Origin of the sequence: Halomarina pelagica (genome assembly GCF_024228315.1) — an archaeon.
Taxonomy (GTDB): domain Archaea; phylum Halobacteriota; class Halobacteria; order Halobacteriales; family Haloarculaceae; genus Halomarina; species Halomarina pelagica.
In genome coordinates, this window is the sequence record NZ_CP100454.1 from 2193994 (window position 1) to 2208713 (window position 14720).

Sequence of the window (14720 nt, forward strand, 5' to 3'; positions counted from 1 at the left end):
CGCTCGACTGGTCGGATGTCCGCCCGTCACCGATATTTCTTCTCGCGACCAACCTCTACCTTGGTGGGGAAGTAATGGCAACGCAACAGTCGATGGAGGAGCGAAACGTGGACCTCGTCCGACGGTTCGTAGCGGAGGTCGTAAACGAGCGGCGCTACGAGCGCATCCCGGAGTTCTTCTCGCCGGAGTACGTGCGCCACGACCCCGCGGTCGCGGGTGACGCGCGCGGGCCGGAACGGTTCGAGGAGACGGTCCGGGCGTTCCACGCGGGGTTCCCGGACGAGGAGATGGTCGTCGACGACGTCTTCGCCGCGGGGGACAAGGTGTGCCTCCGGTACACCGTGACGGGGACGCACACGGGCGAGTTCATGGGAATGGAACCGACGGGCGAACCCGTCGAGATGACGGCCATCGCCGTCCACCGCATCGGCGAGGACGGCACGGTCGCCGAGACCTGGGTGAACTACGACTCGCTCGGCCTCATGGAACAGATCGGGGCCGTCCCGCCCCGCGACGAGCCGACGGCGGAGTGAGCGGTTCGTCTTCGTTTTTGTCGTCGAAACGAACCAGCACTCGCCATGTTTGATCGTCGTCGGTCACCGTGATCGATCCACGCGTCGAGCGGGAACTGTCGATCTACGGCAGTGGACTCGCAGCCGCCATCGTCTCGCTCGCGGTCGCACTACTCGTCGGATGAGTGGGCGTGGTCCGCTCGACTACTCGACGGTCCCTTCGGCCTCGGCGTCCGCCTCGGCCGTCGCCTCCTCTTCCGTCCCCTCGTCGGTCTCTCCGTCTGTCCCCTCGGACTCCTCCTCCTCCTCGTCTTCCTCGTCCTCGACGACGCGCAGTCCGCGGTTGTTCACGGCGTAGGGGTCCAGACCGACCTCCTGGAGGAACTGCTTGTACTCGCGCTCGCACTGCTCGGCGTTCTTCTGCTTGTCGCTCGCGCGGTCGCAGAGTTCGAGGAGGTCCTCGGGGACGTCGTTCTCGTGGACGATCCAGTGGTTGATGAGGTCGGACAGCCGGCGGATGGGGCTGGTGAAGTGGCCGTAGATCTCGAAGTTGAGCGCGTGGTGGCCGCCGAAGGGGTCGTTCATGTACTTCGCGCGGGGCATCACGCGCATCACGGCGCGCTGGATCTTGTGGAGCTGACGGCCGGGTGCCTGTTCGAGCGTGGCGTTGACCGCCTTGCGGGGATCGTCCCACGAGTCCCCCGGGATGTTCACGCCGTCGAGTTCCTGGATCTCCTTGAGCGCGCGGTCCCACTCCTGGGGCGTGGGCTGGGGGTGGACGCGGTACATCGCCTCGACGCCGCGCTGGAACATGAGCACGTGCGTGACGGCCTTGTTCGCCTTCAGCATGCACTCCTCGATGATGGTGTGCGCGCGGTCCCGGGAGGGGTTCAGGACGAGCGAGCCGTCCTCCTTGCGCTGCTCGTGCATCCGATCCGCGAGTTCGAAGACGAGCGAGCACTCCTCGTGCAGCGGGGCGTCGGGGTCGTCGAGGCGGTTCTCCGCCTGCGTGTAGGTGAGCCGCTCGTCGCTCCGGATGACGGACTTGTAGATGTCGATGGACTCGTAGGAGAGCGTCTCGTCGTCGACGACCATCTCGACGGTGTGCGCGAGCCGGTCCTCCTCGGGCACGAGCGAGCAGACGGTCTCCGCCAGGGCCGGCGGGAGCATGTGGATGGTGTACGCGGGGAGGTAGACGGTGTTGCCGCGCTCGACGGCCTCCGCCCACATCTCGCTGCCCGGGTGGACGTAGTGGGTGACGTCGGCGATGTGGACCCAGAGGCGGTACGCGCCGTCCTCGCGCTCGATCGAGAGCGCGTCGTCGAAGTCCTGGGCGTCGATCGGGTCGGTCGTCCACGTCGTCAGGTCGCGGAGGTCCCGCCGGTCGCCGACCTCGTCCCGTATCTCCTGCTGGACGCCCTCGGTGCGCCGTTCGGCCTCCTCGAGCACTGTCGGCGGGAACGCGTCGCGGATGTCGAACTTCTCGAAGAGTTGTTCGCGCTTGTTCCGCAGGTGTCGCGCGAGTTCCTCGTCGATCTCGACCGGACCCTGGCCCTCGGCCGTCCCGGCCGCCGCCTGGTCCTGCTGACTGGTCATAGCCGGGTTAAGTGAAGAACGCAGTTAGTCGTATCGGGGACGACGAACCGGACGCGAACGCCTCACCGGCCGCGCTCCTCGAGCGACCCGTACCGCTCCTCGACGACCTCGTTGTACCGCCGGAGGAAGTCCCCTTGCCCCCGTCGCCCCTCCCGCTCGATGTCGACGAGCAGCGCCTCGAGTTCGTCGCGCGGTTGGTGACACAGCTCGCGATGACAGCGCTTACAGAGGTACTCGAACGTCTTCCCGCGGCGCGACCAGCGGTCGCCCTCCTTGTCGTACTCGCGCGCGGCGGATCGCTGGACGGTCTGGCCGCAGGCCACACAGACGACGCCGCCGTTCTCGCCCTTTCGCGTGCCCCACATCCTACCCGCCCCTTCGTTCGCTGTCACTTATCCCTTTTCGCTGGTATATGAGAGTGTGTCTGGTGCGTCCACGGAATCCCGTACCGCCGCCTCGCGGCACGTCGGGCGGTTTATCTTTCCGGCACCCGCACACCCCCTCATGCAGGTCAAGTCCCGTCACCACCTCCGCAGCGACGAGATCGAGCGCGTGAAGGAGACGCTCGCCGACGGACTCGGCGTCGACCTCGACGGCGACGCCTTCGAGCGCGTCGCGTTCGTCGACGACGACACCGACCTCGTCCTCGTCGACGGCGACCCCGTCGTCGTCTACTTCGACGACGAACCGTTCCTCACCGTCCGCGGGGCCAACGCGTTCCCCCCCGACCACCACGTCGTCACCGTGGACGCCGGCGCGGTCTCGTTCGTCTCCGACGGCGCGGACGTGATGCGCCCCGGCATCACCGAGGCGGACGAGGCCATCGAGGCGGGCGACCTGGTCGCCATCGCCGAGGAGACCCACGGGAAGGTGCTCGCCGTCGGGCGCGCGCTCGAGGACGGCGACGACCTCACCGGGGACTCCGGGAAGGTGGTCGAGTCGCTCCACCACGTCGGCGACGAACTCTACAACGCCACCTTTTAGAACGGGGTCCTCCCTCGCGGCGCTTCGCGCCGCTCGGTCGAACCCCGTACCAAAATCTGGACCAAAACTGCCGTGAGCGAGGCGTAACCGCGCCTCGCTCACGGTACATCACGGCCGCGAGCGAGCGATAGTGAGTGAGAAAAGGAGTGAGTGAGAAAAGAAGTGAGTGAGGAGGAGATCGATAGACGAGCCGTGCGGGACGGCGGACGCGGTTCGTCGCCAACGAAGCGAGTCCATCGGCGGACCGAAAGCGGAACCTCGCGCGCTCCCACCGAACCGCTCGCTCCGCTCGCGTCTCGGTTCCGCTCGTTCGGTTCCGAGGAGCGCGCACGTAGGGGGTCCCAATCGCTACTATCGGGTAGATCCGTGCCCGTATCGCAGGACGTGTTTCCCGTCGTCGAGCCGGATCGTCGCTCCGCGCCCCTCGTCTAACCCGTACCGAGGTCCGCACTGTGAGGCGCTTCGCGCCTCGCTCGCGGTCCGACACGGCGGCCTCTCCCGGTTGACCACCTCCGTCGAACAGTCGTACGGATCAGTTCGCCGTTGGTTCCCACGTCGCGTCCGCGTCGACGTTCTCGTCGGTAATCGCGACCGACGCGCTCCGTCCGACTCCCACGCACGGTTTTATGTCCTCCCTCATTTGACGTTCGAGCGATGGCTTCACCGATCCACCTCGCGATCCGCTGGCTGCACGTCCTCAGCATGGCGCTCCTGCTCGGCGGGGCCGTCCTCGCGTGGCTGTCTCTCCGGTAGGTCGGGGCGGCCGGCGGGGAGGTGGAACGACGAGAGCGGTACGGTGAGTACGCGGTCGCCGTCGCCGCGGGGTACGAACGGCTGTTCTGGGGGGCCGCCGGCGTCGCGGTGATGACCGGCGTGGGGAACCTGGGCGCGCTCGCGCCGGGTCTCCCGCCGAGCGACTCCGCGTGGGGGCTCGCCCTGACGGTGAAGCTCGCGGGCGTCCTCGGACTCCTCCTCGGGTCGGTTCCCCGGACGCTCCTCGTCGCCCGGTGCGACGCGGCAGGCACGGTCGGCGACGGGGTGCGGACGCTCCGACGGGGCTACGGCGCGACGGCGCTCTACCTGACGGGAGTGCTCGCGCTCGCGGAGGTGCTCGCGCATGGGTGAGCACGCGCCCGACTCGCTCCTCGTCTGGGCGCTCGGTGCGTTTCACGCCGCGTTCCTGGTCGCGTCGCTCGTCGCGCTGCTCCACGTCACCCTGTCGCTGGGCGACCTCCTCAGGGGGCTCGACACCGCTACGGGCCTGGCGCTCTATCTCGTCCTCTGGGCGACGACCTGGTGGACGGCGCGCGCCGTCCTCGCGCGGGCGACCGTCGGCGAGAGCGTCGACCGCCTCGCACTCGTCAAGCGGGGCGTCCTCTGGGGCGGCGTCGCCGGCGTCTGCTTCCTGCTCGCGCTCGTTCTCGTCGTCCTCGCCCCGCGGTTGCTCGTCGAGGGCGAGTTCGTCGCACTCGGCCTCGTGACGGGAATCGGCGTCGTGATCGCCCTCGTCGTCGGGGGCCTCGTCGGCGGCCTGTTCGCCCTGCTCGACCTCCTCCTGTTCCGGTTGGCGGGGTGGTCCCGGCGGGGGAGCGACGCGATCACCGACGACCCTGAACGGCAGTCGTGCGACTGACGTACCGTCGAAGCGCGTCCCGGCGTGGTTCGCCGGCGTTGTCGCGACTCACCCGTCCGGGTACGTCGGCAGCCGGGCCGAGCGCGCGCTCCCCTCGACGAACGGCAGGTCGACGGCGCGCGCCCCGCGCTCCTCGCCGTCGATCCGCACCGTGGGGTCGCCGTCGAAGTCGAACGGGACGTAGGCGAGCGCGATCGGCCCGCCGTGGCTCGGTCCCTCCGCGCCGCGGGTGACCTCGCCGACCGCCGAACCGTCCGAGAGGACGGCCGCGCCGGATTCGGGAACGGCGTCGCACGCGAGGCCGACGAGGCGCTTCGAGGGGCGTCCGCGGTTCTCGACGCGGGAGACGACCTCCTGGCCGACGTAACAGCCCTTCTCGAAGTCGAGGGCGTTGCGGACGCCCGCGACGTTGGGGACGCGACCGCGGAGTTCCGTCTCGTAGAGGGGGGTGCCGGCCTCGAGCGTGAGCGAGTCCCACGTCTCGTAGCCGAAGGGGACGGCGTTCATCCCGTGATTGACGAGGGTGTCGAACACCTCGGCGGCGGCGTCCGCGGCGCAGATCACCTCGTACCCCTCCTCGCCCGCGAGGCCGTCGCCCGCGATCACGGTGACGCCGGCGTCGCCCATCGACCCGCGGACGAAGGTGAGCGCGGGTTCCGGCGCGCCGGCGCGGTTGAGGACGCTCGCGATCTTCTCGGTCGCGCTCGGGCCGTGGACGCCGAAGACGGCGAGGTCGTCGGTCGCGACGCGGATCGAGACGTCCTGGATGAACGTCTTCCCGCGCCAGTCGTCGGCGATGGGGCCCGCGCGGTCGGGCGGGCAGAACAGGAGCAGGCGCTCCCCGGCGTTGTAGACGTAGAGGTCGGCCTCGATGCGGCCCTGCGGGTCGAGCAGGAGGCAGTACGCGCCGCGGCCGTCCTCGTCGGGGACGCGGTTCGAGACGGCGTTGTCGACGAACTCGACGCGGTCCTCGCCGGTCACCTCGACGACGCCGGAGCCGAGTTCGACGACGCCGACGCCGTTACGCACCGCGCGGTGGGTGCGCTCGGTGCGACCGTAGGTGGCGACGACGCGCCGTCCGCCGCGCTCGACGAACGCCGCGCCGTGGTCGGCGTGTACGTCCTCGATGACGGTCATGGCTCGTGATTGGCCGGGGTGGCAGATGACCCCTGCGGTCCTCGCGGGATCGCGCGTCGGTCGCCGTCCGGAGAGCGATACGTCTTCGACGGTCAGGGATCGTCGTTCGACGTCAGAAGGGGAGGCGCTCGCGGAGGCGCTCGAACAGCGACGGCAGTTCGTCCTCGTCGCCGTCGGGGACGACGTGATCCGCCGGGACGAGCACCATCCGGTCGTTCGAACGGGTGGCAGTCTCGATTAGGCCGTCGGCCTTCAGCGCCGTCAGCGCCTCGTCGAGCGCGTCGATCTCGGCGTCGACGCGCGTGCGGAGTTCGAGGACGGTCATCCCCTCGCTCCCGCGCTCGACGAGGGCGTCGAGCACCGCGACCTGCGTCTCGTCGCGGTTGCGGAACTCCCGCTTGGCACGCATAGCCGTCGGTAGCACGCGACGACCCTTAACGTGTACCCCCGCGCGGCGGACAGTACGCTTATGGTTCGGACGCGGTAGTTCCCCACAATGGCTCTCACATGTTCGCTCCTCGGACACGAGTTCGGCGACCCCGAACTGGCGCGCGAGCGCGAAGAGCGCGGGAGCGAGGTCATCACGTCGGTCCGCGAGGTGGTCGTCTGCGAGCGCTGCGGCGCGGAGCGCGTGCTCTCGGAGAACACCGAGATCGCCGCCGTCGTCGACGAGGACGAGGTCGACCTCGCGCCGCCGGTCGGTTCGGACGCGACCGACGAGGTGGGTGCAGCGGCCGACGAGGCGGACGCCGCGACCGACGACTCCGACGCGGACGCCGCGACCGACGACGAGGACGCCTTCGACCTCGAGGAGACGCCCGACCCGGCGGAGGAGGACGCGATCATCCTGACCGACGGTCCCGACGAGCGCGAGTACGGCGAGTGGCCGACCGAGGCGGGGTACGACTACCGGCCCTGGAACCCCGACGAACTCCTGAGCGGACCGGACGACGGCGATCCCTCCGGTCCGACCGTCGCGGAGGCGGTCGGGTCCGACCTCGACGGGTCGGCGGCCGGCGCGTCCGACGCGGACGGCGTAGACGACGCGGCTGGCGATCTCGACGCCGGCGTCGAACCGGCGGCCGAGCCCGCGTCCGCGCGCGACGCGACGTACGCCTGTGGGTCGTGTGGCTACACCGTCGAGGCGTTCAGGACCTCCCTCAGGCGGGGCGACGCCTGCCCGTCCTGTCGACGGGGGTACCTCCGCGACGCTGAACGGAATCACTAAACCTTCCCTCGCCCACCACACATGCATGCGTGAGTACAAGATGCGCCGGGGCGAGCACCTCGAGGAACGCGTCCCCGACATGAAGGCGAAGATCGAGGAGATGTTCGGCCCCATCACGGGGACCGAGGAGTACAAGGGGAGCGACCTCTACGTCGTCGGCGAGCCGTCGAATCCAGTGTTCGAACGCATCGTCGCAGGGGCGGTTGCCTACAGCGGCAAGAAGGACACGCTCGCAGTCGAGTTCGAGGAGGCCGACCCGACCGAACTCTCGCCGGACGACCTCGAAGCCGCGGGCGAGGCGGTCTCGCTCAAGAACGACTTCCTCCTCGAGTGCACGGGCCGCGACGCGAAGAGCCGACGGGAGTCGATGAAGAACGCCGTCCAGGACGACGCGCCCGACGTCTAGTCTACCAGTCCGTATCCCTTCTCGAAGAGGTAGACGTCGAACAGCAACACGGCGAGTGTCAGCGCCGTCAGGACGGCCAGCGAGAGGTTCGGGTCGAGTTCCGCGTAGCCGAGGACGCCGTACTGCACGCCGTCGACCATGTAGACGAGCGGATCGAGCAGCGAGAGGGTCCGGAACGGCTCGGGGAGGACCGACAGCGAGTAGAACACCCCGCCGAAGAACACCAGCGGCCGGAGGATGAACTGGGTGAGCACGGTCAGGTAGTCGAAGTCGCGCGCCCAGAGGCCGCCGATGACGCCCAGCCCCGCGAACAGCGTCGGGACGACGACGGCGAACGCGAGCAGGTAGAACGGCCTCGCGGGGACGACCGGCGCGAACAGGTAGCCGACGGCGTAGATGAGTATCCCGACGAGCAGGCCGCGCAGCGCGCTGGAGAGGACGTACGCGAGCACCATCGACGTGTACGACAGCGGCGAGGTGAGCGTCTCGTGGATGTACTCGTTCCAGCGGCCGTGGAAGATGGAGAACGAGGCGTTCTCGAAGGCGTTCGAGACGATCCCGAGGACGACCAGACCGGGCAGGACGAACTCGACGTAGCCGAAGTCGCCGCTCACGCCCGAGAGCCGCGAGCCGAGGATGACGCCGAACACGGAGAAGTAGAGCACGTTGGTGATCACCGGCGGGAGGAACGTGTTGCGCGGCCGGCGGACGAACCGCAGGATCTCGCGGCGCAGCAGCGACCGGAACCCGGTCGTCGAGAGGCCGCCGACGAGCGAACTCACGCGATCACCTCCGCGCCCGCCTCGGCCTCCTCGCGCCCCTCGTCGCCGTCACCGCCGGTGAGTTCGACGAACACCTCCTCCAGGGAGGCGCGGCGGATGCTCACGTCCACGACGCGCTCGCCGGCGCGGTCCAGGTCGCGGAGCACGTCCGGCGCGAGGCGGCCCGCGCCGGTCGCGCGGAGGCGGATCGTGTCGCCCTCGACCCGCACGCCCGCCACGTCCTCGTAGTCGAACGCGGGGAGCGCGGTCGGCTCCGACGCGAGCGTGACCTCGAGTTCGTCGGTGCTGCGCGACCTGAGGTCGTCGGGCGTCGCCACCTCCACGCGCCGGCCGTCGTCGACGATCGCGACGCGGTCGCAGAGGCGCTCGGCCTCCTCGATGTAGTGGGTGGTGAGGAGGATCGTCGTCCCCTCGTCGTTGAGCCGCCGGACGAGGTCCCAGAGGTCACGCCTGAGTTCCACGTCCACGCCCGCGGTCGGCTCGTCGAGGATGAGCAGGTCGGGATCCGAGACGAGCGCCCGGGCGATCACGAACCGGCGCTTCATCCCGCCGGAGAGCCAGTCGAAGCGGGTGTCGCGCTTGTCGTAGATGCCGACGGTCCGCAGGGCCTCCTCCGCGCGCCGTCGGGCCTCCTTCCGCGGGACGCCGTGGTACCCCGCCTTGTGCTCGAGCACCTCGACGATGGGGAAGAACCGATCGACGTTGAACTCCTGGGGGGCGAGGCCGATGGCGTCGCGCGCCCGCTGGTACTCCGACTCGACGTCGTAGCCGAACACCTCGGCGGTGCCGCCCGTCTTGCGCGCGAGGCCGACGAGGACGTTGATGAACGTCGTCTTGCCCGCGCCGTTGGGACCGAGCAGGCCGAAGAACTCGCCCTCCTCGACGTCGATCGAGAGCCCATCGAGCGCCCGAACGTCGCCGTACTCCTTGTGGAGGTCGCGGACACGGATGGCCTGTGTCATCCCCTGAATCGAGGGGCGGGCGGCGGATAAGACTGCTGAACGCGGCGTTCCGACCGACTCCACGACGGGCGCTTCCGGTGGGAGGAGAGGGCGTGAGACGCGCGGAGAGCGTCGGAGCGGGCGGCGAGAGCCAGAGGAGAGAGAAGAACGGAGAGAGAAGAACGGAGAGAGGAGAGAACGCCGCCGGCCGGACGCGCCGAGGCTCTTAGAGTTTGGTCCGGCTGATCGTCACGTCGGTCGGCGTGATGATGATCTGGTCGTCGTCCTTCTGGACGATGTCGCCGCCGACCTCGCGGGCGACCTGCTTCAGTTCGTCGGTGATGTGCTCCATCGTCCGGTCGGAGGTCGTGTGCCGGGTGATGTCGGCGATGACGAGGTCGCCGTCGTAGACCGCGTCCTTGATGGCGATCACGTCGTCCTGCCCGCCGATGTTCGCGATGCGGACCTGCGTTCCGGGGGTGCTCGACTCGGTGTGGAAGTCGTCGACGTCCAACTCGACGTACTCGTCGGTGCTTCGCGTCCCGGTCCCCCCCATCAGCTTGTCCATGAGACCCATAGCACGTGAGGTGTCCGGCGCGGCAATAATTCTTGCGTCAGACACCGTTTCCCCCTCCGATGCGGGAGTGAGTTCAGATTATTAATTATTTGCTATCGTAATATTAATGTAACAACTACTCTCACATAGAATTGTATGGTACGAAATAACACCACACGACGGCGCTTCCTCGCGGGTACCGCCGCGGGCACCGTCGGAACGTTGTTCGTCGGCGGCGTCGGCGCGAGCCGTGCGCCGAGGCGCATCGTCGGCGTCACCTCCCCCGAGGCGGCGGCGGACGCCCGCGACCGTGCCGAGTCGGTCCGGAGGACGCTCGACTTCGGGGGGATCGGACTGGCCGTCGCCGGTCGCTTCTCCGACCGGGCCGTCGAGGAACTGCGGCGTCGGCGCGACGTGCGGTACGTCGAGGCGGACGGGACGATGCGCGCCATCGGGGATCGGCCGGGGGCGAACGCACCGCCGTGGGAGGGGGGTGGCGGTAGCTCCACCGCCGCCGAGACGCTCCCCTACGGGATCGATCGCGTGGACGCGGAGGTGGCCCACGCCAACGGCTACACCGGCGCGGGTGCGGACGTCGCCGTCATCGACACCGGCATCGACTCCGACCACCCCGATCTGGCGGCGAACCTCGGCGAGGGGAGGGCGTTCGTGAAGTGCCGCGGCGGATCCTGCAACGTCCCGTGGGACGACGACAACGGCCACGGGACCCACTGTGCGGGTACGGCCGACGCGATCGACAACGAGGAGGGGGTCGTCGGCGTCAGCACCGAGGCCACCCTCCACGCGGTGAAGGTGCTCGACAGGCGCGGCTCGGGGTCGTTCTCCGACGTCGCGGCCGGTATCGAGTACACCGCCGACCAGGGCTGGGACGTCGCCAGCATGAGCCTCGGCGCGAGTTCCGGCTCGCAGACCGTCGAGGACGCCTGTACGTACGCCTACGGGAAGGGCGTCCTCCTCGTCGCGGCGGCGGGCAACAGCGGCCCCTGCACCGACTGCGTCGGCTACCCCGCCGCCTATCCCGAGGTGATCGCCGTCAGCGCCACCGACTCGACCGACGCGCTCGCGAGCTTCTCCTCGACCGGTCCCGAGGTGGAACTCGCCGCCCCCGGCGCGGACGTCCTCTCGACGGTCCCCGGCGGCGGCTACGACACCCTCTCGGGCACGTCGATGGCCTGCCCGCACGTCGCCGGCGCGGGCGGTCAGCTGATGGCCCGGGGGTACGCGAACGCGGAGGCGCGCGATCGCCTCGCCGCGACCGCCGAGGACGTCGGTCTCTCGGAGAACGAGCAGGGGAACGGCCTGCTCGACGTCGCGGCCGCGCTCGGGCTGAACTCCGACGACGACCTGAACTGACGATCCGACGACGACCGCGCCCTTCCCCGCCCCGCCTTCCGCGCTACCGGCCGAGCAGCGCCCGAAGCTGGTCGCGCGAGAAGAGCGTCGAGGGTTCGTCCATGTGCACCGCGATCTCCCCCGAGAGCGCCCGCAGCCCGGCCCGCTGGAGGGTCGTCGGGAGGGAGTAGCCCGCGCGGACGAGGCGGCCGAGCCGGATCTCGTTCCGGAGGTCGGCGCGCCACGCCCGCTCGTAGTCGTCGAGCGTCTCCGGGCGTTCGGGGTCCACCCGGTCGGCGGCGTGATCGGCCGCGCGCATCCCGTAGAGGATGCCGCCGCCGGTGAACGGCTTGGTCTGCCCCGCCGCGTCGCCGAGCAGGAGGCTGCGGCGGCCCGTCACCCGGTCGGGCGGTCCGACGGGGATCATCCCCGAGCAGCGCCGTTCGAGTTCGACGCCGTAGGCGGCACACAGGTCGTCGAACCGCCCGGACACGTCCGCGCCCGGCGCACACCCCAGCCCGTACTCGACGCCCGCGTCGCCGCGCGGGATGCGCCACGCGAAGAACCGCGGGACGGTGAGGTGCACGTCCACGAAGTCCCGGTGGTCGGGTTCGGGATCGAACCCGAGCACGCCGTGGAGGAACTCGTTCGGTTCGGGGAGGCCGCACTCCGCGCGCACCCGGGAGCGCGGCCCGTCGCTCCCGACCGCCATCCGCGCCTCGTGGCGCTCCGTGCCGTCCGGGCCCTTGACCGTCACCCGTACGCCGTCCGGGCGCTCCTCGACGCCGGTGACGGTGTGGCCGTCGCGCACGTCCGCGCCCGCGTCGCCCGCGGCGCGCGCGAGGACCCGATCGAGGCCGACGCGATCGATCGCGTTGGAGATCACCTCCCGCTTGTAGAACGGTTCGCCGGGCGTCTCCGGGCCGCCGACGTGGAAGCGCGCGCCGTAGATGTCGTTCTGGAAGAGGTCCGCGCGCGCCCCCTCGGGGACGTACTCCCAGACGTCGAGGCTCACGTGCCCGGAACAGGCGAGGGGCTCTCCGATCTCCCCCTGCTCGAAGACGAGCACGTCCCGACCGCGCTCGGCCGCCCGTCGCGCGAAGCGCGACCCCGCGGGCCCCGCGCCGACGACGATGAAGTCGTGCATCACTCCCCCGTCGGCGGGGGTCCGCAAATAGCTTCTCGCTTCGCCTCAGAGCACGACCAACCCCTGGGGCGTCTGTCGCTCGTACCCCTCGTGCCACGGCCAGACCTGCCGCATCCACGTCTCGCCGCCGTCCATCGAGCGGAAGGGGCCGCGGTTCGTGAGCGCGTAGAACTCACCCGGCCCGCCCGACGCGAGGACGGGCCGGAGGAGGCCGTCGGGTCCCGGCAGGCCGTCCATCGACCGCTCCCACGCGCCGTCGTCCTCGCGGCGGTAGACGTAGGTCTCCGCGCGGTCGGGGTTATGGGCGGTATAGGCCCCCCGCGCCGACGAGAGGAGGACCACGTCCGGGTCGTCCGCGTCCACGGCGACGCTCCAGCAGTAGCGGTGGTCGAGGCCTTCCTGCGGGTGCGTCCAGGTCTCGCCGCCGTCGCGCGTCTCCGCGTAGCCGTCGCCCGCGGCCGCCCACGCCCGCCCCGGTGCGTCGGGGTGGGTCGCCATCGAGTGCGTGTCGCGCCGCGCGGAGGGGACGCGGTCCGTCCACGTCTCGCCGCGATCGCGCGTCTGGACGAGCGCGCCCGCTTCGACGGTGACGTATAGGTGCGCCGGGTCGTTCGGGTCCACCTCCAGCCAGCGGACGTGGTGGGTGTGCGGGCGCGGCGGGAACGACCACTCGGACGACGAGGGGAGGTCGGTCAGCCCCTCGCGTTCGGCCCACGTCTCCCCGCCGTCACCCGAACGGTAGACGCGACTCGGCTCCGTCCCGGCCCACAGTTCGTCGGGGTCGTCGGGCGAGACGGCGAGCGCGGTCACCCGGTCGCCGACGACGCCCTCGCCGACGCGGTTCCACGTCTCGCCGCCGTTCGACGAGCGGTAGACGCCGTCGTCGGCCGTCCCGCAGAGGACGCGATCGGGGCGACCGGGCGCGGCCACGACGCACTGGATCTCCTCGCCGGCGAGGCGCTCTGTGACGCGCCAGTCGCCCGGTTCGCCGTCGGCCACGAGCAGGGCGTTTCGCAGAGCGGCGTAGATGCGGGTCATCGTGTAAGCTAGTCGCACGCGGGATCGGAAACGCCTGTCGCCCCACTGCCTCCGTCGTGATCTCGCCGACGGGTATCCAACCGTCACGAGGTGGGACATCTCTACGTCCGGGTGTGAACGTATTCGTCGACCGCTTCGGCGAACTCGACGTAGCGTTCGAGGCCAGTTTGTAGCGAATCGTACACGATGTCGTCGTTGACGATCGGTCCGTACGTGTGCGATAACACGTCTCTGAATTCGACGGCATCGAGCAGCCTCTCGGTGAGCGCACTATCGATGACCCCCTCCCGTCGCAGTTCGCGGATTTTGTCCTTTCGGCCACGCGGTGAACTCCCACGTTCGTGCTTCAGGAGTTGATCCGCGATGTCGAGAACCGCTTCGGTCAGTTTCTCGAATTTTCGCTCGACTGCATCGCGGAGGTCCTGCTCGTCGCTCGCTTTGTATTCTGCCCGAGATAGATGCTGCTTCTCTCGAAGCGAGGAGAGATTCCGCTCGATATCCTCGATCGCTTCAGTGATTCGATTCGCCCTGTCGCTGGTGAGGGGATCGGTTCCCATATCTACTTCTTCTGGCCCGGCAGTAAATACAGCGCGAACTGTGCCGTTACTTCGTCATCCGGTCGACGGCGGCCGAGATGCGTTCGCTCGCTTCATCCAGTGAGATCGGCTCGCCTGCCAACTCCGTCTCCAGCGCCCGTCGTTTCTCTTCCGTCCCGATGAGCAGGTCGCCACTGTCGAATACCGCCCGTGCGAATCGCGGTGACATCGAATACACGTCGACGATATCGACGTCCGTCGCAAGCGCGTCTGCGAGGTCTGTCGAGAGGCGCAGGTAGACCCGACTGTATCCGGTATCGTCGGGACGGATGTCCTCGAACGCAACGGCGATGTCGATGTCACTGTTCCCAGTAGCGGTTCCGCGTGCGGTCGATCCGAATACGATTGCGAAAGTAATCGGATGGCGGGAGAGGACATCGCGCAGCCGCTCTCGAACCTCGTCGTCGAGGGTGGAGTCCGCTGGAGTGCTGCGCGCCATGGTTGGGTATAGATGCCGGCCGATAAAGTGCTTTTGTACCTCGGTCGTGGTTCCCTCTCGGCCTCGCTGGCGTCGACACTCTCGTCGATGGGGTCCCTTCGTGCTGTTCATGGCCTTGCTCGGGGGTGTCCTATCAGACCGACTGTGGGCGCGTTGTTCTACGGCGTATTTCAGGATACGTTAGCCCACGTTGGCCCGCCGGGTCGTCGTCGCCGTGACGAACACCGGGCGGACGAGATCGACGCCGGAACGCGCGCTTCCTCTGGAAGGATCGTTCGGGGGCGGACGCGCGCCTCGAGGCCCCGTTCGCGCCCGGCGAAACAGTTTACCTCTATCGCCCCGCGGGGGAGGCGGTCGCGGTCGAGGTGAGTC

General features: G+C 69.3%; 18 protein-coding genes. 7 read left to right on the top strand and 11 right to left on the bottom strand.

The annotated features are described in order from the left end of the window. Positions 1–74: 74 nt before the first annotated feature. Entirely contained in the window at positions 75–533 is a 459-nt protein-coding gene (locus NKI68_RS11350) for an ester cyclase (RefSeq protein ID WP_254543174.1), read from the top strand. A gap of 183 nt (positions 534–716) precedes the next feature. Here NKI68_RS11350 and NKI68_RS11355 read toward each other — a convergent pair whose 3' ends face one another. After that, positions 717–2108 (bottom strand): RNB domain-containing ribonuclease, encoded by a 1392-nt coding sequence (locus NKI68_RS11355; protein WP_254543176.1) that lies wholly within the window; start codon positions 2106–2108, stop codon positions 717–719. Positions 2109–2170: 62 nt separating this feature from the next. Then, complete coding sequence (locus NKI68_RS11360; protein WP_254543177.1) at positions 2171–2473, bottom strand: DUF7562 family protein; 303 nt, start codon at positions 2471–2473, stop codon at positions 2171–2173. Between the two features lie 139 nt (positions 2474–2612). Here NKI68_RS11360 and NKI68_RS11365 point away from each other — a divergent pair, with 139 nt between their 5' ends. The 3 genes from NKI68_RS11365 (at position 2613) to NKI68_RS11375 (ending at position 4725) form a co-directional block, all read left to right on the top strand. Continuing rightward, positions 2613–3092, top strand: a complete 480-nt coding sequence (locus NKI68_RS11365) for an RNA-binding protein (RefSeq protein WP_254543179.1) — start codon at positions 2613–2615, stop codon at positions 3090–3092. A gap of 774 nt (positions 3093–3866) precedes the next feature. After that, a complete protein-coding gene (locus NKI68_RS11370) occupies positions 3867–4217 on the top strand; it encodes a hypothetical protein (RefSeq protein ID WP_254543180.1) in 351 nt (116 codons plus the stop codon). Continuing rightward, positions 4210–4725 carry a DUF7965 family protein gene (locus NKI68_RS11375; RefSeq protein WP_254543181.1) on the top strand — a complete coding sequence of 172 codons (516 nt, stop codon included), beginning with the start codon at positions 4210–4212 and terminating at the stop codon, positions 4723–4725. The genes NKI68_RS11370 and NKI68_RS11375 overlap by 8 nt, the downstream gene beginning before the upstream one ends. Before the next feature lie 48 nt (positions 4726–4773). On the opposite strand, the gene ygfZ is transcribed toward NKI68_RS11375, so the two are convergent. Both ygfZ and NKI68_RS11385 read right to left on the bottom strand, forming a co-directional pair. Beyond that, a complete protein-coding gene (gene ygfZ / locus NKI68_RS11380) occupies positions 4774–5862 on the bottom strand; it encodes a CAF17-like 4Fe-4S cluster assembly/insertion protein YgfZ (RefSeq protein ID WP_254543182.1) in 1089 nt (362 codons plus the stop codon). Positions 5863–5974: 112 nt separating this feature from the next. After that, positions 5975–6271, bottom strand: a complete 297-nt coding sequence (locus NKI68_RS11385; protein ID WP_254543183.1) for a DUF6432 family protein — start codon at positions 6269–6271, stop codon at positions 5975–5977. A gap of 87 nt (positions 6272–6358) precedes the next feature. On the opposite strand from NKI68_RS11385, the gene NKI68_RS11390 reads away from it, so the two are divergent. After that, complete coding sequence (locus NKI68_RS11390) at positions 6359–7090, top strand: DUF7093 family protein (protein WP_254543184.1); 732 nt, start codon at positions 6359–6361, stop codon at positions 7088–7090. Between the two features lie 25 nt (positions 7091–7115). Next, positions 7116–7496 carry a DUF5611 family protein gene (locus NKI68_RS11395; RefSeq protein ID WP_254543185.1) on the top strand — a complete coding sequence of 127 codons (381 nt, stop codon included), beginning with the start codon at positions 7116–7118 and terminating at the stop codon, positions 7494–7496. Here the strand turns inward: NKI68_RS11395 and NKI68_RS11400 are convergent. The 3 genes from NKI68_RS11400 to NKI68_RS11410 all read right to left on the bottom strand — a co-directional run bounded on the left by NKI68_RS11400 (position 7493) and on the right by NKI68_RS11410 (position 9796). Further along, on the bottom strand, positions 7493–8278 hold the full coding sequence (locus NKI68_RS11400; protein WP_254543187.1) for an ABC transporter permease: 786 nt from the start codon (positions 8276–8278) through the stop codon (positions 7493–7495). The genes NKI68_RS11395 and NKI68_RS11400 overlap by 4 nt on opposite strands. Continuing rightward, on the bottom strand, positions 8275–9240 hold the full coding sequence (locus tag NKI68_RS11405) for an ABC transporter ATP-binding protein (RefSeq protein ID WP_254543188.1): 966 nt from the start codon (positions 9238–9240) through the stop codon (positions 8275–8277). The genes NKI68_RS11400 and NKI68_RS11405 overlap by 4 nt, the downstream gene beginning before the upstream one ends. A gap of 205 nt (positions 9241–9445) precedes the next feature. After that, entirely contained in the window at positions 9446–9796 is a 351-nt protein-coding gene (locus tag NKI68_RS11410; RefSeq protein ID WP_254543189.1) for a cell division protein SepF, read from the bottom strand. A 135-nt stretch (positions 9797–9931) separates the two neighbouring features. Between NKI68_RS11410 and NKI68_RS11415 the strand changes: the two genes are divergently transcribed. Beyond that, on the top strand, positions 9932–11149 hold the full coding sequence (locus NKI68_RS11415) for a S8 family peptidase (RefSeq protein ID WP_254543190.1): 1218 nt from the start codon (positions 9932–9934) through the stop codon (positions 11147–11149). A 43-nt stretch (positions 11150–11192) separates the two neighbouring features. Here NKI68_RS11415 and NKI68_RS11420 read toward each other — a convergent pair whose 3' ends face one another. The 4 genes from NKI68_RS11420 to mntA form a co-directional block, all read right to left on the bottom strand. Continuing rightward, the gene (locus NKI68_RS11420; RefSeq protein ID WP_254543192.1) at positions 11193–12275 is read right to left on the bottom strand and encodes a geranylgeranyl reductase family protein; all 1083 of its coding nucleotides are present in this window, start codon (positions 12273–12275) and stop codon (positions 11193–11195) included. 45 nt (positions 12276–12320) lie between these two features. Then, complete coding sequence (locus NKI68_RS11425) at positions 12321–13313, bottom strand: WD40/YVTN/BNR-like repeat-containing protein (protein ID WP_254543193.1); 993 nt, start codon at positions 13311–13313, stop codon at positions 12321–12323. 101 nt (positions 13314–13414) lie between these two features. Continuing rightward, entirely contained in the window at positions 13415–13870 is a 456-nt protein-coding gene (gene hepT, locus NKI68_RS11430; protein ID WP_254543195.1) for a type VII toxin-antitoxin system HepT family RNase toxin, read from the bottom strand. Positions 13871–13916: 46 nt separating this feature from the next. Beyond that, on the bottom strand, positions 13917–14348 hold the full coding sequence (mntA, locus tag NKI68_RS11435; protein ID WP_254543196.1) for a type VII toxin-antitoxin system MntA family adenylyltransferase antitoxin: 432 nt from the start codon (positions 14346–14348) through the stop codon (positions 13917–13919). Positions 14349–14720: the final 372 nt, after the last annotated feature.